The 22,346-nt window shown below is 44.8% G+C and carries 15 protein-coding genes; 13 read left to right on the top strand and 2 right to left on the bottom strand.

What is annotated here, in order from left to right:
• Positions 1-38: 38 nt before the first annotated feature.
• Positions 39-1,064, bottom strand: coding sequence for a branched-chain amino acid aminotransferase (locus G5B11_RS03645; protein WP_158421306.1), 1,026 nt, complete (start codon positions 1,062-1,064; stop codon positions 39-41).
• Positions 1,065-1,290: 226 nt separating this feature from the next.
• Here G5B11_RS03645 and G5B11_RS03640 point away from each other — a divergent pair, with 226 nt between their 5' ends.
• The 6 genes from G5B11_RS03640 (at position 1,291) to G5B11_RS03615 (ending at position 13,012) form a co-directional block, all read left to right on the top strand.
• Entirely contained in the window at positions 1,291-2,583 is a 1,293-nt protein-coding gene (locus tag G5B11_RS03640; protein WP_173726922.1) for a 5-bromo-4-chloroindolyl phosphate hydrolysis family protein, read from the top strand.
• A 102-nt stretch (positions 2,584-2,685) separates the two neighbouring features.
• Positions 2,686-3,837, top strand: coding sequence for a toxic anion resistance protein (locus G5B11_RS03635; protein ID WP_173726921.1), 1,152 nt, complete (start codon positions 2,686-2,688; stop codon positions 3,835-3,837).
• 145 nt (positions 3,838-3,982) lie between these two features.
• Positions 3,983-5,044, top strand: a complete 1,062-nt coding sequence (gene ispG / locus G5B11_RS03630) for a flavodoxin-dependent (E)-4-hydroxy-3-methylbut-2-enyl-diphosphate synthase (RefSeq protein ID WP_173726920.1) — start codon at positions 3,983-3,985, stop codon at positions 5,042-5,044.
• Entirely contained in the window at positions 5,044-9,549 is a 4,506-nt protein-coding gene (locus G5B11_RS03625) for a PolC-type DNA polymerase III (RefSeq protein WP_173726919.1), read from the top strand. The genes ispG and G5B11_RS03625 overlap by 1 nt, the downstream gene beginning before the upstream one ends.
• Before the next feature lie 9 nt (positions 9,550-9,558).
• On the top strand, positions 9,559-11,517 hold the full coding sequence (locus G5B11_RS03620; protein ID WP_173726918.1) for a fructose-1,6-bisphosphatase: 1,959 nt from the start codon (positions 9,559-9,561) through the stop codon (positions 11,515-11,517).
• A 79-nt stretch (positions 11,518-11,596) separates the two neighbouring features.
• Positions 11,597-13,012: an amidophosphoribosyltransferase gene (locus G5B11_RS03615; protein WP_158421312.1), complete on the top strand. Its 1,416-nt coding sequence runs from the start codon at positions 11,597-11,599 to the stop codon at positions 13,010-13,012.
• A gap of 84 nt (positions 13,013-13,096) precedes the next feature.
• On the opposite strand, the gene G5B11_RS03610 is transcribed toward G5B11_RS03615, so the two are convergent.
• The gene (locus tag G5B11_RS03610; RefSeq protein WP_158421313.1) at positions 13,097-13,312 is read right to left on the bottom strand and encodes a helix-turn-helix domain-containing protein; all 216 of its coding nucleotides are present in this window, start codon (positions 13,310-13,312) and stop codon (positions 13,097-13,099) included.
• 251 nt (positions 13,313-13,563) lie between these two features.
• Between G5B11_RS03610 and G5B11_RS03605 the strand changes: the two genes are divergently transcribed.
• The 7 genes from G5B11_RS03605 to G5B11_RS03575 all read left to right on the top strand — a co-directional run bounded on the left by G5B11_RS03605 (position 13,564) and on the right by G5B11_RS03575 (position 22,286).
• A complete protein-coding gene (locus G5B11_RS03605; protein ID WP_173726917.1) occupies positions 13,564-15,099 on the top strand; it encodes a YifB family Mg chelatase-like AAA ATPase in 1,536 nt (511 codons plus the stop codon).
• 25 nt (positions 15,100-15,124) lie between these two features.
• Positions 15,125-16,009, top strand: a complete 885-nt coding sequence (dprA, locus tag G5B11_RS03600; RefSeq protein ID WP_173726916.1) for a DNA-processing protein DprA — start codon at positions 15,125-15,127, stop codon at positions 16,007-16,009.
• 38 nt (positions 16,010-16,047) lie between these two features.
• On the top strand, positions 16,048-18,126 hold the full coding sequence (gene topA / locus G5B11_RS03595; protein WP_173726915.1) for a type I DNA topoisomerase: 2,079 nt from the start codon (positions 16,048-16,050) through the stop codon (positions 18,124-18,126).
• Positions 18,127-18,286: 160 nt separating this feature from the next.
• Positions 18,287-19,075, top strand: coding sequence for a GTP-sensing pleiotropic transcriptional regulator CodY (gene codY, locus G5B11_RS03590; RefSeq protein ID WP_158421317.1), 789 nt, complete (start codon positions 18,287-18,289; stop codon positions 19,073-19,075).
• A gap of 579 nt (positions 19,076-19,654) precedes the next feature.
• Positions 19,655-19,939, top strand: a complete 285-nt coding sequence (locus G5B11_RS03585) for a co-chaperone GroES (protein WP_158421318.1) — start codon at positions 19,655-19,657, stop codon at positions 19,937-19,939.
• A 20-nt stretch (positions 19,940-19,959) separates the two neighbouring features.
• A complete protein-coding gene (groL, locus tag G5B11_RS03580) occupies positions 19,960-21,582 on the top strand; it encodes a chaperonin GroEL (RefSeq protein WP_158421319.1) in 1,623 nt (540 codons plus the stop codon).
• Positions 21,583-21,779: 197 nt separating this feature from the next.
• Positions 21,780-22,286, top strand: a complete 507-nt coding sequence (locus tag G5B11_RS03575) for a DUF6106 family protein (RefSeq protein ID WP_173726914.1) — start codon at positions 21,780-21,782, stop codon at positions 22,284-22,286.
• Positions 22,287-22,346 lie beyond the last annotated feature (60 nt).

Genomic DNA, 22,346 nt, shown 5'->3' with positions numbered 1-22,346 from the left:
CTCCTTTTTGTATGCATATATTGGAATTATATATGGGCTTATTCGATCACCTGGATCCAGCCTTCTGGAGCTTCGATCCGGCCCATCTGGATACCTGTCAGTGTTTCATACAGTTTCTGGGTAACAGGTCCCATTTTTTCCATTCCGCTTGGGAAGCAGATCTCTTTGCCATGGTCTACGATCTTTCCTACAGGAGAGATCACTGCAGCAGTACCGCAAAGACCACATTCTGCGAAATCTTTCACTTCATCAAAGTAAATCTCTCTTTCTTCTGCTTCCAGTCCAAGATAATGCTGTGCAACATAGATCAGGGAACGGCGTGTGATGGAAGGAAGAATGCTGTCAGACTTAGGAGTAACCACCTTTCCGTCTTTTGTGACAAAGATAAAGTTTGCTCCGCCGGTCTCCTCAACCTTGGTACGTGTTTTGGAATCCAGGTACATATTCTCATCAAATCCCTGTTTGTGGGCATCTACAATGGCATGTAAGCTCATTGCATAGTTCAGTCCTGCTTTGATATGGCCTGTACCGCATGGTGCAGCACGGTCAAAATCACTGACACGGATGGTGATAGGCTTTGCACCGCCCTTGAAGTATGGACCAACAGGTGTGGTGAATACACGGAACTGATATTCGTCAGCCGGCTTTACACCGATCACTGCGTTGGAACCGAACATATAAGGACGTACATATAAAGTAGCGCCTGAACCATAAGGCGGAACATAAGCAGCATTGGCTTTGATCGTCTCAACAACAGCCTTTACAAAACGGTCTTTTGGGAAAACCGGCATTTCCAGTCTTCTGGCGGAATTCTCCATACGCTCTCCGTTTAAGTCAGGACGGAAAGTAACGATATGGCCGTCTTCTGTAGTATAAGCTTTCATACCTTCAAAAACAGTCTGTGCATACTGAAGTACACCTGCACATTCGCTGATGGTGACAGTATCATCTGTGATCAGACCACCCTCATCCCATGCGCCGTTTTTAAAGTTAGATACATAACGATAATCGGTTTTTACATAGCCGAAGCCAAGATTGCCCCAGTCGATGTTCTTTTTTTCCATAACCAAAGAGCCTCCTCTTAATACAAATTCACAGTTCCCTGCCTTTATCTTTCATTAAAAGAATGATACTGTGTTTATTCTTTCACATTGTAAAACTTTTACGTGTCAAATTCAATAGCAAAACTGTAATTTCATGTTCGCTCTCTTGTTTTTTTTTATTGATTTCGCTATAATGAAAATCATACAGGCAACGTGGAGAAATAGGAAAGCCTGATTGGAGGAATACATGGAACATCAGGAGTGGGATGATCTGGGCGCAAAGATCCAGGACATTATTAACAGTGCAGTGAACGAGCAGGATTACCGAAAGCTCAGCAGGAATATTAATCAGACAGTAAATAAGGCTATTGATTCCGGCAGCGAGGCATTAAAGGGTGTACTGAACGGTGCTTTCGGAGGCGGTCAGACGCAGGATTACCGGACAAATGAGAACCCGGAGCATAATGCCAGAGCCTATGAGACGCATAAAGACCATGGATACCAGCAGCCGCCTTTTGGCAGATCTCAGGGGATCCCACCGAGAATGCACAAACAAAGCGGATATGGCTTATCCATGCCAGGGCTTTACAGGAAGACCGGGGGTGAGCGCGCCAAAGGGATCCTGATGACTGTTTTCGGCGGTGTTTTTACTGCCGGCTTTGGTGTTGCTTTTCTTGTAGCAGAAATTGCGGCAGCAGCAGGGGCAGCAGTTACGATGAGCACTGCAGTGACCCTTGGCGCCTTTACCGCAGCTGGTGCAGTGCTTCTTAAGGAAGGATGTAGCCGGATCGGCAGGGTTGGACGTTTCAACAAGTATATCCGTGCCCTTGGTCAGAGAACATACTGCAATTTTGACCAGCTGGCCAGGATCGCAGGCAAGCCTGTAAAATACGTAAAAAAAGACATTAAGAAGATGATTGGTAAAGGATGGTTCCTGGAAGGTCATGTGGATCAGCAGCAGACTTGTCTGATCACCAGCGATGAAACTTATCAGCAGTATATACAGACCCAGCAGGCTCTTGAAGAGCGGGCAGCTTCAGCACGGAAGGAAGAAGAGAAGAAGGCGTCAGCCGGGGCAGTAAGCGCCCAGGTGCAGGAGGTGCTTGATCGGGGAAATCAGTTTATTGACAAGATCCACAGGAGTAATGATGCTATCCCAGGAGAAGAAATATCAGCCAAGATCTCCCGTATGGAACTGATCGTCCGCAAGATCTTTGAGCGGGTGCAGGAACATCCGGAGGTGATTCCAGATCTGAAAAGGCTGATGGATTATTATCTTCCTACCACAGTGAAGCTGCTGGATGCATATGAGGATATGGACAGCCAGCCTGTCCAGGGAGAGAATATCCAGAACTCCAAGCTTGAGATCGAGAAGACTATTGACACCCTGAATACAGCTTTTGAGAAGCTGTTGGATTCTATTTTTGAAGATACAGCCATGGATGTGTCCAGTGATATTTCCGTATTACATACGGTGTTGGCACAGGAAGGCCTGACAGAGGATGAATTTACAAAGATGCGGAAAAAAGATGCACTGTAATTATCTGGCAGGTAGTATCCGACCAAGAGTTTTGGCATGTTTTTTGCCGGAAGTCGGAGATATACAAGGCATTCAAAAAGTAAAAGGAAAGAGGAGAACGTAATGGAAAAAGATTTTAAAGATTTTGAAACAGAAGCACCAACACTGACACTGGAGCCGGATTTCGGACAGGAAGAGACACCGAAAGTGGAGAAAGAGCCTGCAGAAGCTGCAGTAAAGAAAGAGATGGAGGAGACGATTCTTACACCGGAAGAACAAAAGCTGGTGGCTGATTTTGCAGCCAGGATCGATATTGAGAATACCAACCAGATCCTTCAGTATGGTGCAGGTACCCAGAAGAAGATGGCGGATTTTTCAGATGCAGCCCTTGCAAATGTAAAGACCCAGGAGCTGGGAGAAGCAGGAGATCTGATCGCAGAGGTAGTAGGAGAACTGCGTGATTTTGACGCCACTGAGGAGAAAGGGATTTTCGGCTTTTTCAAGAAACAGAGCAATAAGATTGAGGCAATGAAGAACCGTTATGCCAAGGCAGAGGTGAATGTACAGAAGATCGTTGATTCCCTCCAGGAGCACCAGATCCGTCTTATGAAGGATTCTGCTATGCTGGATAAGATGTATCAGCAGAACCTGAACTATTATAAAGAGCTTACCATGTATATCCTGGCAGGTAAGAAGAAGCTGGAGGAAGTGCGGAACGGCCGGCTGTCACAGCTGGAAACCAAGGCTCAGATCAGCGGATCTGCCCAGGATGCCCAGGAAGCAAAGGATCTGGATAGTAAATGTAACCGGTTTGAGAAGAAGCTGCATGACCTGGAGCTTACAAGAACCATTTCAATGCAGACTGCACCACAGATCCGTCTGGTACAAAATAACGATACCACTATGGTTGAGAAGATACAGACTACCATTGTAAATACCATTCCCTTATGGAAGAGCCAGATGGTGCTGGCACTTGGTATTGCCCATTCTACAGAAGCAGCAAATGCACAGCGGAAAGTGACAGACCTGACCAATGAGCTTTTGAAGAAGAATGCGGAAGCCCTTCATATGGCATCTGTGGAGACAGCAAAAGAATCTGAGCGCGGGATCGTTGATATAGAAACATTAAAGAAAACAAATGCAGATCTGATCCAGACTCTGGATGATGTGATGAGGATCCAGAAAGAAGGCAGGATCAAGCGTCAGCAGGCAGAGGTTGAGATGCAGCGTATGGAAGCAGAGCTTAAGAGCAAGCTTTTGGAGATCCGTAAGTAATCATTCATTATCCGGAAAGGGGTTGTGGCACATATATGCAGCAGCCCCTTTCTGGACGCACAAAGCGTAACAGGTTCCTCAAAAATTGAGAGGTCCTGGGAGTTTGAAGCGGACTTGTCCGCTTTGTTCAGAAAGGCAGATAAAAATGAGCACATATAGAGAGCATACAAAAGTAATACAGATTGGGAACAGGAAGATCGGTGGAGGAAATCCTATACTGATCCAGTCCATGACCAATACCAAGACAGAAGATGTACAGGCAACCACAGCACAGATCCTTGCCCTGGAAAAAGCAGGATGTGATATTATCCGTTGTGCTGTACCTACCATGGAAGCTGCACTGGCATTAAAGGAGATCAAAAAACAGATCCATATCCCGTTGGTGGCAGATATCCATTTTGACTACAGACTGGCCATTGCAGCTATGGAAAACGGTGCTGATAAGATTCGGATCAACCCGGGAAATATTGGAAGCATCCAGAGGATCAAAGCAGTAGTAGATGTGGCAAAAGAGAGGAATATCCCCATCCGTGTAGGCGTAAACAGTGGTTCCCTGGAAAAGGATCTGGTAGAGAAATACCACGGGGTGACAGCAGAGGGGCTTGTGGAAAGCGCACTGGATAAGGTGCATATCATAGAAGATCTTGGATATGACAATCTGGTGATCAGTATTAAGTCATCAGATGTACAGATGTGCGCCAGGGCTCATGAGCTGATCGTACAAAAGACCAGATATCCTTTGCATGTGGGAATCACAGAGGCAGGTACTCTTTATTCGGGAAATATCAAGTCAGCCATCGGACTTGGGATCATTTTATATCAGGGTATAGGAGATACGATACGTGTATCTCTCACAGGAGCACCTTTAGAAGAAGTGAAGTCGGCAAAGCGTATCCTGAAGACGCTGGGTCTTAGAAAAGGCGGGGTGGAAGTAGTATCATGTCCTACCTGTGGACGTACCAGGATCGATTTGATCGGTCTTGCCAACCAGGTAGAGACTATGGTTCAGGATATTCCACTGGATATTAAAGTAGCAGTTATGGGCTGTGTGGTAAATGGCCCTGGAGAGGCCAAGGAAGCAGATATCGGTATTGCAGGCGGAGATGGTGTTGGACTCCTGATCAAAAAAGGAGAAGTTGTACGTAAGATACCGGAGGACCAGCTTCTGGCTGTTCTTCGGGAAGAGCTAATGAATTGGAGTGAATAATGGAAAAGTCTTTTTTTGATGTATTTCCAGGACTGAAATTAAAGACAGAGCTTCAGGCGCTGCTTGAGGATGTAATAGTCACAAAGGTATCCTGTAATGCTGGAAAGACACAGCTGCGAGTATACATTAAAAGCAGCCGCTGGATCCATAAGAAACATATTTTTGAGTTGGAAGAGCAGATCCAGAGACAGTGCTTCCCAGGGATCGTCATGGGTGTTACTTTGATCGAACGGTTCTATTTGTCAGAGCAGTACACTCCTGAGAATTTTATGGAGGTTTACCGTTCCAGCATGGAGCTTGAACTTAAAAATTATAATATGCTGGAATACAATCTGTTCAAGCGGGCACAGATCACCTTTCCGGAAGCGGAAACGATGCAGCTGCAGCTGCCGGATTCTGTGATCGCCAGGGAAAAAAGTGAGATCCTGCTGGAGTATTTTCATAAGGTTTTCTGCGAACGGTGTGGTATGAACCTGAAAGCAGACATTGATTTTATTGAGACAGGAGAAAGCAAATACCGTAAAAACGCAGCCCTGCAGATCCAGCAGGAGGTGGAGAATGTGCTTCGCCATGCCAAGCTGGATGATGAGAAAACAAAAAGCGAAAGCCAGGAAAAGAAACAGACAGCTGATTCCGGCCAGGAAAAGGCCGCATCCGGTGAAACAACAAAAGGCAAAACCGTGCAGGCTCCTAAGGAGAAGAAGCCATTTGAGAAAAAAGGTAAATGGGGCGACCGTGGAAGCTACCGCAAGGATCCAAATCCGGATGTTATCTATGGAAGGGATGTGGAGAATGATCCTGTTCCTCTGGAATCCATTGTGGAAGTTGTGGGAGAGGTGACCATTCGTGGTCAGGTAATGGATGTGGAGGCAAGGGAGATCCGAAATGAAAAGACCATTCTGATCTTCCCTGTGACGGATTTTACAGACTCCATCACTGTAAAAATGTTCCTGCGAAATGAACAGGTGCCGGAAGTAACAGAGCATTTGAAAAAGGGAGCCTTTATTAAGCTGAAAGGTGTTACCACCATTGACCGTTTTGACAGTGAGCTGACCATTGGTTCTGTAAGTGGGATCAAGAAGATTGGAGATTTCCGCAGCACAAGGATGGATACAGCACCACAGAAAAGGGTGGAACTGCATTGTCATACCAAGATGAGTGATATGGATGGTGTTACCGAGGCCAAGGCACTGGTGAAACGGGCATATGAATGGGGACACCCGGCGATTGCCATTACGGATCATGGTGTAGTGCAGGCATTTCCTGAAGCAAATCATTGTTTTGACAGCTGGGGCGGATGTGTACCCAAGGACTCGGATTTTAAAGTATTGTATGGCATGGAGGCCTATCTGGTAGATGACTTGAAAGGTATGGTTACAAATCCAAAGGGTCAGACTCTGGATGGACGTTTTGTTGTTTTTGATATAGAGACTACCGGATTTTCACCTCTTACCTGCAGAATCATAGAGATCGGTGCAGTGCTGGTAGAAGGAGGAAAGATCACAGACCGTTTTTCCACCTTTGTAAATCCGGAGGTGCCTATCCCATTTCGTATCGAGCAGCTTACCAGTATTAATGATGCAATGGTTATGGAAGCACCAAAGATCCAGGAAGTTTTGCCAAAATTTCTGGAATTTTGTGAGGGAGCTACCATGGTAGCCCATAATGCTGATTTTGATATGAGCTTTATTATTGAAAACTGCAACCGGCTGGGAATAGCCCATGATTTTACTTATGTGGATACAGTTGGCATGGCCAGGTTCCTTCTTCCTGCCTTGAACCGTTTCAAGCTGGATACTGTGGCAAAGGCAGCTGGCGTGGCTCTGGATCATCACCACAGAGCAGTGGATGATGCAGAGTGTACGGCACGTATTTTCGAGAAATTTGTGGAAATGTGCAGAGAAAGAGATATTTTTGATGTGGATCAGCTGAATGAACAAGGAAAGGTTTCTACAGATACCATCAAAAAGCTGCCCACTTATCATGCCGTGATCTTTATGCGTAATGAAACAGGCAGGATCAATCTGTACAAGCTGGTAAGCCAGTCCCATATCAAATATTTTAACCATAAGCCAAGAGTTCCCAAAAGTGTATTTGAAGCACACAGGGATGGACTGCTCATTGGAAGCGCCTGCGAGGCCGGTGAGCTTTACCAGGCATTGCTTCGGAATGCACCGGAGCCGGAGATCGCAAGACTTGTGAATTTTTATGATTATCTGGAAATCCAGCCTTTGGGAAATAACTGGTTTATGATCGAGGATGAGAAGAATGATACCATCCACTCTAAGGAAGACTTGATCCAGATCAATAGGAAGATCGTTAAGCTGGGAGAGCAGTTTAATAAGCCGGTAGTGGCTACCTGTGATGTGCATTTTATGGATCCTCAGGATGAGATCTACAGACGGATCATCATGGCTGGCAATGGCTTTAAGGACGCAGACAATCAGGCACCTCTGTACCTTCGTACTACAGAGGAAATGCTGGAAGAATTTTCTTATCTTGGCAGCGAAAAGGCAGAAGAGGTGGTAATCACTAACACCAATAAGATCGCAGACATGATTGAGAAAATTTCCCCTATCCATCCGGACAAATTTCCGCCTGTTATTGAAAATTCCGACAGGGATCTGAAGGATATATGTTTCAAGAAAGCTCACGAAATGTACGGGGAGACGCTGCCGGCCATTGTGGAGGATCGGCTGGAGAAAGAACTGCATTCTATTATTTCCAATGGATATGCGGTGATGTATATCATTGCACAGAAACTGGTATGGAAGTCCAATGAGGATGGGTATCTGGTTGGTTCCCGTGGATCGGTTGGCTCCTCGCTTGCAGCCACTATGTCCGGTATCACAGAGGTCAATCCTCTGCCGCCCCATTACCTGTGCCCTAATCCGGAATGCAAATACAGTGATTTTGATTCTCCTGAAATCAAGGAATTTGCTGGAATGGCAGGCTGTGACATGCCGGACCGGATCTGCCCTAAGTGTGGTACAAAGATGACAAAACAGGGTTTTGATATTCCATTTGAAACATTCCTTGGATTCAAGGGAGACAAGGAGCCGGATATTGACCTGAACTTTTCCGGTGAATATCAGACAAATGCACATAAATATACAGAGGTGATTTTTGGAAAAGGCCAGACCTTTAAGGCCGGCACCATTGGTACCCTGGCTGATAAAACAGCGTTTGGTTATGTAAAGAATTATTTTGAAGAGCGAGGCCAGCATAAGCGGTACTGTGAGATCAATAGGATCGTGCAGGGCTGTACCGGAGTACGCCGTACCACAGGACAGCATCCTGGAGGGATCATTGTTCTTCCAAAAGGCGAGGAGATTGAGAAATTTACACCTGTACAGTATCCGGCAAATGATTCCAGCAGTGGTTTTATCACTACTCATTTTGATTATCACTCTATTGACGGTAATCTTCTGAAGCTGGATATACTGGGGCACGATGATCCTACCATGATCCGTATGCTGGAGGATCTGACAGGTCTTTCTGCCAGGAAGGTTCCGCTGGATGACAAGGCAGTGATGTCTTTGTTTGCCAGCACAGAGGCATTAAAGATCAAGCCAGAGGATATCGGAGGCTGTAAGCTGGGATGTCTGGGGATTCCTGAGTTTGGTACAGACTTCGCCATGCAGATGCTGATTGATACAAAACCAAAGTATTTCTCTGATCTTGTCCGTATTGCAGGACTATCTCACGGAACGGATGTGTGGCTTGGCAATGCACAGACATTGATCGAAGAAGGAAAGGCCACTATTTCCACTGCTATCTGTACCAGGGATGATATTATGATCTATCTGATCGGACAGGGTGTGGAAAGCGGTCTGGCATTTACCATCATGGAAAGTGTACGTAAAGGAAAAGGCCTGCGTGATGAATGGATCACAACCATGAAAGAGCACGGGGTTCCGGACTGGTATATCTGGTCCTGTAAAAAGATTAAGTACATGTTCCCAAAAGCTCATGCAGCAGCCTACGTTATGATGGCTTACCGTATTGCCTGGTTTAAGGTTTTCCAGCCACTGGCTTACTATGCAGCTTACTTCAGTATCCGTGCCACATCATTTTCCTATGAACTGATGTGTATGGGTAAAGAAAGACTGGAATACTATATGGCAGAGATCCGTAAGAAAGGGGATCTGGCTACCCAGAAGGAGCAGGCAACCCTGAAGGATATGAGGATCGTACAGGAGATGTATGCAAGAGGATTTGACTTTGTTCCTATTGACCTTTACAAGGCAAAGGCCCACAGGTTTCAGATCATGGATCAGAAGCTGATGCCTGCGCTGGATACCATTGACGGTTTGGGGGACAAGGCAGCAGACGCTGTTGTAGAAGCAGCAGCAAAAGGAAAGTTCCTGTCAAAGGATGATTTCCGTGACAGGACGAAGGTAAGTAAGACAGTGATCGATCTGATGGACGATCTGGGGTTATTTGGGGATATTCCTCAGTCCAATCAGATCTCACTGTTTGATTTCTCAAAAAATGCGGTGTAGGGAGGGACTATGACCACAGAAGAATTGCGCTATCTGCAGCGGCTTGCAGAGCTTTATCCAACGATTGGGAAGGCGTCCACAGAGATCATCAATCTTCAGTCTATTCTGAACCTGCCGAAAGGTACAGAGCATTTTCTTTCTGATATTCATGGTGAATACCAGGCTTTTTCCCATGTGCTGAGAAATGGCTCAGGGGCAGTCCGTAAGAAGGTGGATGACGTGTTTGGCCATACCCTAAGCAATCAGGATAAACGATCACTGGCAACGCTGATTTATTATCCGAAAGAGAAGATTGAACTGGTAAAAAAACAGGAAGAGGATATGGAAAACTGGTATAAGATCACTTTATACCGTCTGATCGAGGTATGCAAAACAACAGCCTCCAAATATACAAGATCCAAAGTAAGAAAAGCCCTTCCTGCAGATTATGCTTATGTGATTGAAGAACTGATCACTGAAAAGGCAGAGGTTCTGGACAAGGAAGCCTATTATGATGCGATTGTAGAAACCATCATTCAGATCGGCAGGGCAGAGAACTTTATTATTGCTCTGTGCGAACTGATTCAAAGGCTGGTAGTGGATCATTTGCATATCCTTGGAGATATTTATGATAGAGGACCTGGCCCCCATTTCATTATGGACCGATTGATGTCCTACCATTCCCTGGATATCCAGTGGGGGAACCATGATGTAGTATGGATGGGAGCTGCTGCAGGACAGCAGGCATGTATTGCCACTGTGATCCGTAATAGTGTCCGATATGGCAATCTGGATATTTTGGAGGATGGCTATGGGATTAACATGATGCCGCTGGCAGCCTTTGCAATGGAAGCATATAGGGATGATCCCTGCATAGCTTTTTCAGGGATTTCCAGTCCATCTAATTACAATGCAATGGAAAAAGAATATAGCCGGAAAATGCATAAGGCCATTGCAGTGATCCAGTTCAAGCTGGAGGGTCAGCTGATCATGAACCATCCGGACTTTGATATGGAAGATCGACTCCTGCTTCATCGGATCCATCCGGAAAAAGGAACGATTACACTTCCTGACGGAAAAGAATATCCACTTTTGGATAATTGTTTTCCCACTGTGGACTGGACACATCCTTATCAGCTTACTAAAGAAGAACAAACAGTGATGGAACGGCTTACTTCCGGTTTTGTTAATTGTGCAAAGCTTCAACAGCATATGCGTTTTCTTCTTGACAAAGGAGGGCTTTATAGGGTATATAATGGGAATCTGCTGTTTCATGGAAGCATTCCATTAAATGAAGACGGATCCTTTAAGAAAGTACAGATCTATGGGAACATATACAAAGGAAAAGCCCTTTATGATACCCTGGAATCCTATGCAAGACGGGCTTTTTATGAATTGGATGATAAGGAACTGGAAAAAAGCAGGGATATACTGTGGTACATCTGGGCAGCACCTAATTCACCGCTTTTCGGAAAAGATAAGATGACTACTTTTGAACGGTACTATATAGAAGATCCGGGAACTCATCAGGAGAATAAAAATGCTTATTACCGCCTTCTTGAGAATGAAAAAGTAGTTGATCATATTTTGGAAGAATTTGGATTGGACGGAGCAGAGGGCAGGATCATTAACGGCCATGTACCTGTGCATCAGCTAGAGGGAGAGAATCCCGTGAAGTGTGGTGGGAAGGTGATCGTGATCGATGGCGGTTTTTCCAAAGCTTATCGGAAAGTTACGGGGATCGCCGGATATACCCTGATCTATAATTCCTATGGTCTGGCACTGACTGCCCATGAGCCTTTTACTTCTGCAGAGGATGCAGTGATCAGAGAACAGGACATTGTTTCAAACCGTGTGGCAGTTCATTATACTTCCAGACGGCGCCTGGTTGGGGATACAGACAATGGAAAGGCACTGAAGGAGCGGATCAGTGAATTAAAATGGCTTCTGGAAGCCTACAGGAGAGGCATTATCAAAGAGAAAAAGTGACTGAACCATTAAAGGATCAGGCATTGATTTCTATATAAAAGTCCATCAGGGCAAATAAAAACAGAGGAGAATCGAAAAAATGGGTGGAATTTTTGGAGTAGTTTCAAAAAACAGTTGTGTAATGGATTTGTTTTTCGGAATCGATTATCATTCACATCTGGGAACGCGCAGAGGTGGAATGGCTGTTTATGATAGGGAAGAAGGCTTTAACAGGGCAATCCATAATATCGAGAATTCACCATTCAGGACAAAGTTTGATCGGGATGTGGAGGAACTGCACGGAAATGTAGGAATCGGCTGTATTTCTGATAATGAGCCTCAGCCTTTGCTTGTACGTTCCCACCTGGGGAATTTTGCCATCACCACAGTTGGTAAGATCAACAATCTGGAGGAACTGGTACAGAACTGTTTCAAAAACGGATGCTCACATTTCCTTGAGATGAGCGGAGGCAGCGTAAATCCTACGGAAATGGTGGCAGCTTTGATTAATCAGAAGGGCAGTATCCTGGACGGGATCCGCTATGCACAGGAAGTGATCCAGGGATCTATGACTATGCTGATCCTGACACCGGAAGGACTGTATGCAGCCCGTGACCGTCTGGGAAGGACACCTTTAGTGATCGGCAGGAAAGAAGGAGCCTGCTGTGCTTCTTTTGAAAGCCATGCGTACATTAATCTGGGTTATGAAGATTATAAGGAATTAGGCCCGGGCGAGGTAGATTTCCTTACACCTGAAGGGGTGGAAGTGCTGCAAAAGCCAGGGGATAAAATGCGCATCTGCTCTTTCCTCTGGGTATATTATGGGTATCCAACTTCTACCTATGAAGGAGTCAATGTAGAAGAAATGCGGTACAAATGCGGAGACATTCTGGCAGGCAGAGATGCAGGGGAGATTTCACCGGATATTGTAGCAGGTGTGCCGGATTCAGGTATTGCCCATGCCATTGGATATGCCAATCGTTCCGGAGTGCCTTTTGCACGACCATTTATTAAATACACACCAACCTGGCCCCGTTCTTTTATGCCTACTCAGCAAAGCCAGCGTAATCTGATCGCCAGGATGAAACTGATCCCTGTACATAAGCTGATCAAAGGGAAAAGCCTGCTGATGATTGATGATTCCATCGTTCGTGGTACACAGCTTCGTGAAACTACAGAATTTCTTTATAATAATGGGGCAAGAGAGGTGCATATCCGTCCTGCATGTCCGCCATTGCTCTATGGCTGCAAGTATCTGAATTTCTCCAGATCCAAATCAGAAATGGATCTGATCACAAGGCGGATCGTGGCAAAAAGAGAAGGGGATCATGTGGATCCGAAAGTGCTTGCAGATTATGCAAATCCGGATTCACAGAACTATAAGGAAATGCTGGAAGAGATTCGTAAAGAACTGAATTTCACTTCCCTGAAGTACCATCGTCTGGATGATCTGGAAGCATCCATTGATATTGAGCCATGTAAGCTTTGCACTTATTGCTGGAATGGTGTAGAATAATTGTTCCATAAAACTAAAACAAAACATGCATTGTGTGTGCCTAGGAGCTGGATCAGCTTCCGGGAAGCATACAATGCATGTTTTTTAGTGATACAGCTTTTTGTTATCGGTACGGCCAACCAGATAATCAATGCTTGTATTATAATAGTTTGCAAGTCGGATGAGCATTTCAATTGGTATATTCCTGGATCCTGTTTCATAATGGGAATAGGATCGCTGGCTGATATGCAGTATTTCGCTGATTTGTTTCTGAGAAAGGTCAGCATCCGTACGCAGATCCTGAATGCGCTGAAATCTCATACAGTATTTCTTCTTTCCGATTTTTTTCTTTTGTATTTCTATGAAAACGTCTATTCGCAGTATAAAACAGAACCAATTAAACTATTGCAAATAGGAGCATAATGGGCTATACTAAAATCTATCTATCTATTCAAAAACAGTCTGGAATTCATGTGCAGTATTCTGAAAATCATCTACAAAAATCCATGAGAATTTTATTTTAAAAAGGCAAAAACACAGGTCGGGGCAGCGCTTTTTGCAGAAAGGAAATCATGTTTGCAAGTGTATTGTCAGCCAGTATTTTAGGAATGGAAGTGTGTCCCATTCAGGTGGAAGCAGATGTAAGTGACGGTCTTCCATCCTTCACAATGGTAGGGTATCCGTCAGCTCAGGTAAAAGAGGCTCAGGACCGGGTCCGTACTGCTCTCCGCAATAATGGGATCAGTCTGCCACCTAAAAGAGTAACCGTGAACTTTGTACCGGCAGATATCAAAAAAGAAGGGGCAGGATTTGATATACCTGTAGCTGCAGCTGTTTTATCTGCGGCAGGGATCCTTCATCCAAGCCTGCTTGAAGGCGTGATGCTTGCCGGGGAGATCAGCCTGAACGGAGAGATTTATCCTGTGCCGGGTATTCTTGCCAGAGTGATCAAAGCAAGGGAATTAAAGTGCAGATATTGTATGGTTCCCTATGGTAATCTTCAGGAGGCCAGGCTTGTAAAAGATATGCCAGTGATCGGCGTAAAGGATCTGAAAGAATTGATTCGATATCTGAAAAATCCGGAAGATTTTCATAAAGAAAATCCTGACAGACCAAGCCCTAAAGAAACAGAAAATGAGTGCAAGACCAGGGTGGATTTTCTGGATATCCATGGTCAGGAAGGAGCCAAAAGAGCCTGTGAGATCGCAGTGAGCGGATTTCACAATATTCTGTTTATCGGCCCTCCTGGAGCCGGCAAAACTATGTTGGCAAAGCGGCTTCCCACCATTATGCCACAGCTTACTTTTGAAGAAAGCCTGGAGCTGACCAGGATCTACAGTATTGCTGGATTGTTGTCTGCTGACAGTCCGTTGATCTGTCAAAGACCTTATCGAAGTCCTCACCATACCAGTTCTGCCCAGGCAATGGCAGGAGGAGGCAGGATTCCTGGTCCGGGAGAGGTGACCCTGGCACACAGAGGTGTGCTTTTTCTTGATGAAATGCCGGAATTTTCAAGGAGAAGCCTGGAAATCCTGCGGCAGCCCATGGAAGATAAAGTGATCCAGCTTTCAAGAGCCAGCGGGACCTTTACATTTCCGGCAGGCTTTATGCTGGCAGCAGCCATGAACCCTTGTCCATGTGGCTTTTTTCCGGATATGAACAGGTGCCGCTGCACTCCTGGAGAAGTGAGTCACTATCTGGGGAAGATCAGCAATCCTTTGCTTGACCGGATCGATCTTTGTACGGAGGTATCGCCTGTATCTTTTCAGCAGATGAATGGCGCGCCGGAAGGAGAATCCTCTGATACGATCCGGGAAAGAGTAGAGCGAACCAGGCAGATCCAGCTGGAAAGATATCAAAAGGAAAACATATGCTTTAACGGAGAGCTTTCCGGCAGACAGATCCAGAAATACTGCGGGGTTACAGAAGAAGGAAACAGGCTTCTTGAACAGGCATTCCGAAAAATGGAACTTAGTGGCAGAGCGTATCACAGAATACTGAAAGTGGCCAGAACCATTGCGGATATGGAGCAGGAGGATAAGATACATGTTTCCCACATTTCGCAGGCTTTATCCTATCGTGCATTTGACAAAAAATACTGGGTATAAATGAAGAAACAGTGAGGTATTTTATATGGAAGGAAAACAAACAGAAATAAGAAAGATCACCATAAACAGTAAGGAATATCCCAAGCGTCTTAAGAAGCTGTCAGGTATGCCAAAAGAACTTTATGTAATAGGAAATCTGCCGGAAGACAATGCACCCACAGCAGCTGTGGTAGGGGCCAGAATGTGCAGCGCCTATGGAAAAAGGCAGGCTCATTGTTATGCAAAGGTACTGGCAGAATACGGGATCCAGGTGATAAGCGGTATGGCATTGGGAATCGATACTCAGGGACATTTGGGCGCATTGGAGGCAAAAAGGCCAACTTATGCAGTGCTGGGCAGCGGCGTGGATGTGTGTTATCCTGCAGCCAACCGGAAGCTTTACAATCAGATCCTGGAAACCGGAGGAGGGATCATCAGTGAATTTCCTCCCGGGATGCCGCCAAAGGCAGGACATTTTCCTGCACGAAACAGGATCATTAGTGCTTTGGCAGATGTGGTGCTGATCGTGGAAGCCAGAGAACGAAGCGGATCTTTGATCACTGCAGGCTTTGCTCTTGATCAGGGAAAGGCAGTGTATGCCCTTCCGGGACAGGTGGATCAGACTCTTTCACAGGGCTGTAATCAGCTGATTTTTGATGGGGCAGGCATTGCCTGGTGTCCGGAAATCCTGCTTGGGGAATGGGGGATTTTTCCTGAAAAGAAGGAGACAGCAGGAGAAAAAAAGAACTTAGGACTTGCAAGAGATTTGGAATTGGTGTATAGTTGTCTCGATTTACGACCTGAAAACCTGGATTATTTTATTCAAAAAACAGGATTTTCAGCAGGAAAAACAAGCGGGCTGCTGATGCAGCTTCAGGTATTGGGGCTTGCCAGTGAGGTGGGCAGACAGCATTATGTTAGATGTAAGTAACATGTGACTACATTATGATTTAGCTTAGGAGAGTTATCATGGCAAAGTATCTGGTGATAGTTGAGTCACCTGCAAAGGTAAAGACAATTAAGAAGTTTTTGGGGGCAAATTATGAAGTAGAGGCATCAAACGGACATGTACGGGATTTCCCAAAGAGTCAGTTTGGCATTGATGTGGATAATGATTTTGAACCGAAATATATAACCATCCGTGGAAAGGGAGAATTGCTTGCCAAACTTCGTAAGGCAGCGAAGAAAGCAGATAAGATCTATCTTGCAACGGACCCTGACCGTGAGGGAGAGGCTATTTCCTGGCATTTATCACAGGCTCTGAAAGAGGATCCAAAGAAAATGCACAGGATCACCTTTAATGAGATCACAAAGACTGCAGTAAAGGATTCGCTGAAGCATCCAAGAGAACTAAATCTGAACCTGGTGGACGCACAGCAGGCAAGGCGTATGCTGGATCGTATGGTGGGTTATACCATCAGTCCTCTTTTATGGGTAAAGGTGAAGAGAGGCTTAAGTGCAGGAAGGGTACAGTCTGTAGCTTTACGTATCATCTGCGACAGAGAGGATGAGATCAATTCTTTTATTCCGGAAGAATACTGGAGCCTGGATGGAAACTTCATTGTAAATGGAGAGAAAAAGCCACTGGAAGCCAGATTCTATGGCACAGACAAGCGGATGGAGATCCATAATAAGCAGGAGATGGACCAGGTACTGAAGGCTCTGGAGGGGCAGGAGTATGAGATTTCCGAGGTAAAGAAAGGAGAACGCACCAAGAATGCGCCACTTCCTTTTACTACCAGTACTCTTCAGCAGGAGGCTGCCAAAACATTGAATTTTTCTACGCAGAAGACCATGCGTCTGGCACAGCAGCTGTATGAAGGCGTGGATATCAAGGGCAGCGGCACAGTAGGTGTGATCACCTATCTGCGTACAGATTCTACCAGGATCTCTGAGGAAGCTGACAGTGCTGCAAGAGCTTATATTGGAGACAATTATGGTGAGCAGTATGTTTCCCATTTCGAAAAAACAGTGAAAAAGGGACAGAAGATCCAGGATGCCCATGAAGCGATCCGACCTACAGATATCAGCAGGACTCCTCAGATGATCAAGGACTCCCTTTCAAGAGATCAGTTCAGGCTTTATCAGCTGATCTGGAAACGCTTTGCAGCCAGCCGGATGGCAGCAGCCAAGTATGAGACCACATCTGTGAAGATCCGGGCAGGGGAATATACCTTCACAGTTGCAGCTTCCAAGGTGGCCTTTGACGGTTTTATGTGTGTATACACCCAGGAAGATGATGAGAAGAAGGGCAATGTATTAAGCCAGAGTCTGGAAAAGGGCATGAAGCTTTCCTTAAAGGAATTAAAGCCACAGCAGCATTTTACACAGCCGCCGGCTCATTATACAGAGGCTTCCCTTGTAAAAACCATGGAAGAACTGGGAATCGGACGCCCAAGTACTTATGCGCCTACCATTACCACGATTATCAGCAGAAGGTATGTGTCCAAAGAGCAGAAGAACCTTTATGTAACCGAACTGGGTGAAGTTGTAAATAATATTATGAAACAGGCATTTCCAAGTATTGTAGATGTGAATTTTACAGCTACCATGGAAGGTCTTCTGGACTGCGTGGAAGCAGGGACAGTACAGTGGAAGACAGTTGTCCGTAATTTCTATCCGGATCTGAAAGCAGATGTGGATGCTGCACAGAAGGAACTGGAAAAAGTAGATATCCAGGACGAAGTTACAGATGTGATCTGCGATAACTGCGGACGTCATATGGTGATCAAATATGGTCCCCATGGCAGATTTCTTGCATGCCCTGGATTCCCGGAGTGCAGAAACACTAAGCCATATTATGAAAAGATTGGTGTACTGTGTCCTAAGTGCGGCGGTGAGGTTGTGCTGAAAAAGACCAAAAAGGGCAGAAAATATTACGGCTGTGAGAACAATCCGGAATGTGATTTTATGTCCTGGCAGAAGCCGTCTAAGAAGAAATGCCCAAAATGCGGTAATTATATGGTGGAAAAAGGCAATAAACTGGTATGCAGCCAGGAAACCTGTGGATATGTGGAACAGAAAACAACCGATGATGAGGATAAATAATGCTTTTTTCAGTCAATATTTATTAATAAGATATATTTCCTGAAAAATCGGGTAAAATAAAAAAATAGTAAAAAATGTCTTGTAAATATCCTGCAAAACGTGTAGTATGATTATATCAGATTACAGGATTGCTTCATAAAAGAAGTGAAAGGAGGACAATATGAGCGTTCAGTTACTGGATAGAACAAGGAAGATTAACAAGCTTCTTCACAACAGCAGCTCCAGCAAGGTGGTATTTAATGATATCTGCCAGGTTCTGATGGAGACTCTAAGCTCCAACATTCTTGTACTTAGTAAGAAGGGTAAGGTATTAGGTATAAGCTTATGTCCTGGAGTTGAGGAAATCACAGAACTGATTGAAGATAAAGTTGGCGGCTATGTGGATGGAATGTTGAATGAAAGGTTTCTGGGCGTTCTGTCTACCAAAGAAAATGTAAATCTCCAGACGCTTGGGTTTGAGCATGTATCTGCAAGCTACCAGGGGATTATCAATCCCATTGACATTGCAGGTGAGAGACTTGGCACGGTATTTATGTACCGTAAGGACCGGCCATATGATATAGAAGATATTATTGTCAGCGAATACGGCACTACTGTTGTAGGGCTGGAGATGATGCGGGCGGTGCATGAAGAGAATGCGGAGGAAGACCGTAAGAAGCAGGTTGTGAAGTCTGCTTTTAATACTTTATCATTTTCGGAATTGGAAGCCATCATCCATATCTTTGATGAATTGAATGGGGATGAGGGGATACTGGTTGCCAGCAAGATTGCTGACAGAGTAGGGATCACCCGTTCCGTTATTGTGAATGCACTTCGCAAATTTGAAAGTGCAGGTGTGATCGAATCACGTTCTTCAGGTATGAAAGGAACTTATATTAAGGTTTTGAATGAAGTGATCTTCGATGAACTGGAGGAGATCAAAGCCCAGAAGAATAACAAGAAAGCCTGAACAGGGCTGGGATATCAGATGATCAGAAGGCTGTTGCAGAGATTGCAGCAGTCTTTTTTATGTAATAGGAAATTACTCCGTAATGTTCCTATTACATAAAAACGCTCCGCGAGGATGCGACCAGATGCATGAGGAATATGTCTGCTAAAGCAGACTGCATCTGGCGCGCAAAGCGTAACAAGTCCCTCAAAGATTGAGGGATACAGGGAGTTTGAAGCGGACTTGTTCGCTTTGTTCCGTAATCAGGAAATTATTCCGTAGGTCCTTATTGCTAAAAATGCATCGCAATGATGGGCTTTGTGTATACTGTATCTGTAGGATTCTGGCTTGGCTTGCTGGCTGTTTCTCTTGCTGCTATGTTTACATCATTTTTTTATAAAAATAAAAAAATTAGAAAACAAGAGAAAAATAAAGAATAAATAAGATTTTAAAAGAATACACTGTAATCTATAAGCGTGAAAAGAGTTGCAGAAAAGCGATAAATTCAATAATATAGGGACAGTGATTAGCACTCATATTAATTGAGTGCTAGTAAATTAGAAATGAAGAGCATTGCAATAATAAAGGAGGACATAAATCATGAAGTTAGTACCATTAGGTGACAGGGTTGTATTAAAACAGTTAGAAGCAGAAGAAACTACAAAGTCCGGTATTGTTCTTCCTGGTCAGGCACAGGAAAAACCACAGCAGGCAGAGGTTATTGCTGTAGGTCCTGGCGGCGTTGTTGATGGCAAAGAAGTAAAAATGGAAGTTGCTGTAGGAGATAAGGTTATCTACTCCAAATATGCAGGAACAGAAGTGAAGCTTGAAAACGAAGAATATATTGTTGTAAAACAGGGCGATATTTTAGCTGTTATTAAATAAAAACAGGAGGATTGATGATCATGGCAAAAGAGATTAAATATGGCGCAGAAGCCAGAGCAGCACTTGAAGCTGGTGTGAATAAATTAGCTGATGCAGTAAGAGTAACACTTGGACCGAAAGGAAGAAACGTAGTTCTTGATAAACAGTTCGGTGCTCCGCTGATCACTAACGATGGTGTTACCATTGCGAAAGAGATCGAGCTTGAGGATGCATTTGAAAATATGGGTGCACAGCTGATTAAAGAAGTAGCATCCAAAACCAACGATGTTGCAGGTGATGGTACTACAACTGCTACAGTACTTGCTCAGGCAATGGTACATGAGGGAATGAGAAACCTGGCAGCAGGTGCAAACCCGATCATTATGAGAAAAGGTATGAAGAAAGCTACAGATGTTGCTGTAGAAGCAATCAAGAAGATGAGCCAGAAAGTAAGTGGCAAATCCCAGATCGCAAATGTAGCAGCAATTTCTGCAAGTGATGAAGAGGTTGGTAAGCTGGTAGCTGATGCTATGGAGAAGGTTTCCAATGATGGTGTTATCACTGTGGAAGAATCCAAGACTATGCATACAGAGCTTGACCTGGTAGAAGGTATGCAGTTTGACCGTGGATACATTTCAGCATATATGTCCACAGATATGGAGAAAATGGAAGCAACACTGGAAGATCCATATATCCTGATCACAGATAAGAAGATCAGCAATATCCAGGAAGTTCTTCCGCTTCTGGAGCAGATCGTTCAGGCTGGAGCAAAGCTTCTGATCATTGCAGAGGATGTTGAGGGTGAGGCTCTTACTACTCTGATCGTAAACAAATTAAGAGGAACCTTCCAGGTAGTGGCTGTTAAAGCTCCTGGCTATGGTGACAGAAGAAAAGAAATGCTTCAGGATATTGCAATCCTTACAGGCGGTACAGTGATCTCTGATGAGGTTGGTCTGGAACTGAAGGATGCTACAATGGCTCAGTTAGGCCGTGCAAAATCCGTTAAAGTTGCAAAAGAGAATACCGTTATCGTTGACGGTCTTGGAAAGAAAGAAGATATTGCAAACCGTGTTGCACAGATCCGTGCTCAGATTGAGGAGACAAAATCTGATTTCGACAGAGAGAAGCTTCAGGAAAGACTTGCAAAACTGTCTGGCGGTGTAGCTGTGATCCGTGTTGGTGCTGCAACTGAGACAGAGATGAAAGAAGCAAAACTTCGTATGGAAGACGCTCTGGCAGCTACAAGAGCAGCTGTTGAGGAAGGCATTATCGCAGGTGGCGGTTCTGCTTACATCCATGCTACCAAAGAGGTTGGTGAGCTGGCTGCATCTCTTGAGGGAGATGAGAAGACCGGTGCCAACATCATCCTGAAAGCACTGGAGGCTCCTCTGTTCCGTATTTCTGCAAATGCAGGACTTGAGGGATCCGTGATCATCAATAAAGTAAAAGAGTCTGAGCCAGGAATTGGTTTTGATGCTCTGAATGAAAAATATGTGGATATGGTTAGTGCAGGTATCCTTGATCCTGCAAAAGTTACCAGAAGTGCCCTTCAGAACGCTACAAGCGTTGCATCTACACTGCTTACAACAGAGTCTGTTGTTGCAAACATTAAAGAAGATGCACCGGCAGTACCGGCTGGCGGACAGGGAATGGGTATGATGTAATCCCAGCCACATTATAAAGAGGCACATCATAAAGAAAGTATAAATTGGGGTCGGCGTCATAGACGCTGGCCCTGTTTTGTGATATACTGAAAAAAATGTCAGGAATAGTAGAAGATGTACTGGAAGCTGCTCACTTGAATTGAGCTTTCTGACAATTACAAAAATTAAAAACAAAAAAAGAAATAGGAGAAGATGTTATGAGTGACTTATATCAGGAGCATCTGGTAAAGAAAGAGCGAACAGCAGCGGATTCTGCAGTCCGGATCGCAGTGATAGGATTTACTGCACTTTTTGTTGTGGCAGGTTTGTTTATCACACCAATTGCTCTGCTTCTGGCACTGGTTCTTGGTCTGGCAGGGTATTTTATACTGTTTCCAAGGACAGACCTGGAGTACGAGTATCTTTATGTGAACGGTGAACTGGACATTGACAAGATCATGGCCAAATCCAAGAGAAAAAGAGTTAAAAATCTGGATATTAAGAATGCAGATCTGGTAGCTCCCCTTACCTCCCACAGGATGGATTATTACAACAATAACCAGAAGATGAAGGTGTACGATTTTTCTTCTGGAAATGCAGAGCACAAGCGTTTTGCCATGATCATCAGAGATAATGGAGAGTCCTGCAAAGTGATCCTGGAGCCGGATGAGAAGATGATCCAGGCGATTCGGAGCAGTGCGCCAAGCAAGGTCTTTCTGGACTGAGTAAACAGGTTGTGACAAGGTCTTTTTGGCCTGACCCAGTGTGTCATGGCAAGGTTTTTC

The organism is Blautia glucerasea (genome assembly GCF_013304385.1).
Lineage (GTDB): Bacteria > Bacillota > Clostridia > Lachnospirales > Lachnospiraceae > Blautia_A > Blautia_A ammoniilytica.
The sequence above is the reverse complement of the archived record's forward strand: the minus strand, read 5'-3'. Positions and strand labels throughout refer to the sequence as shown.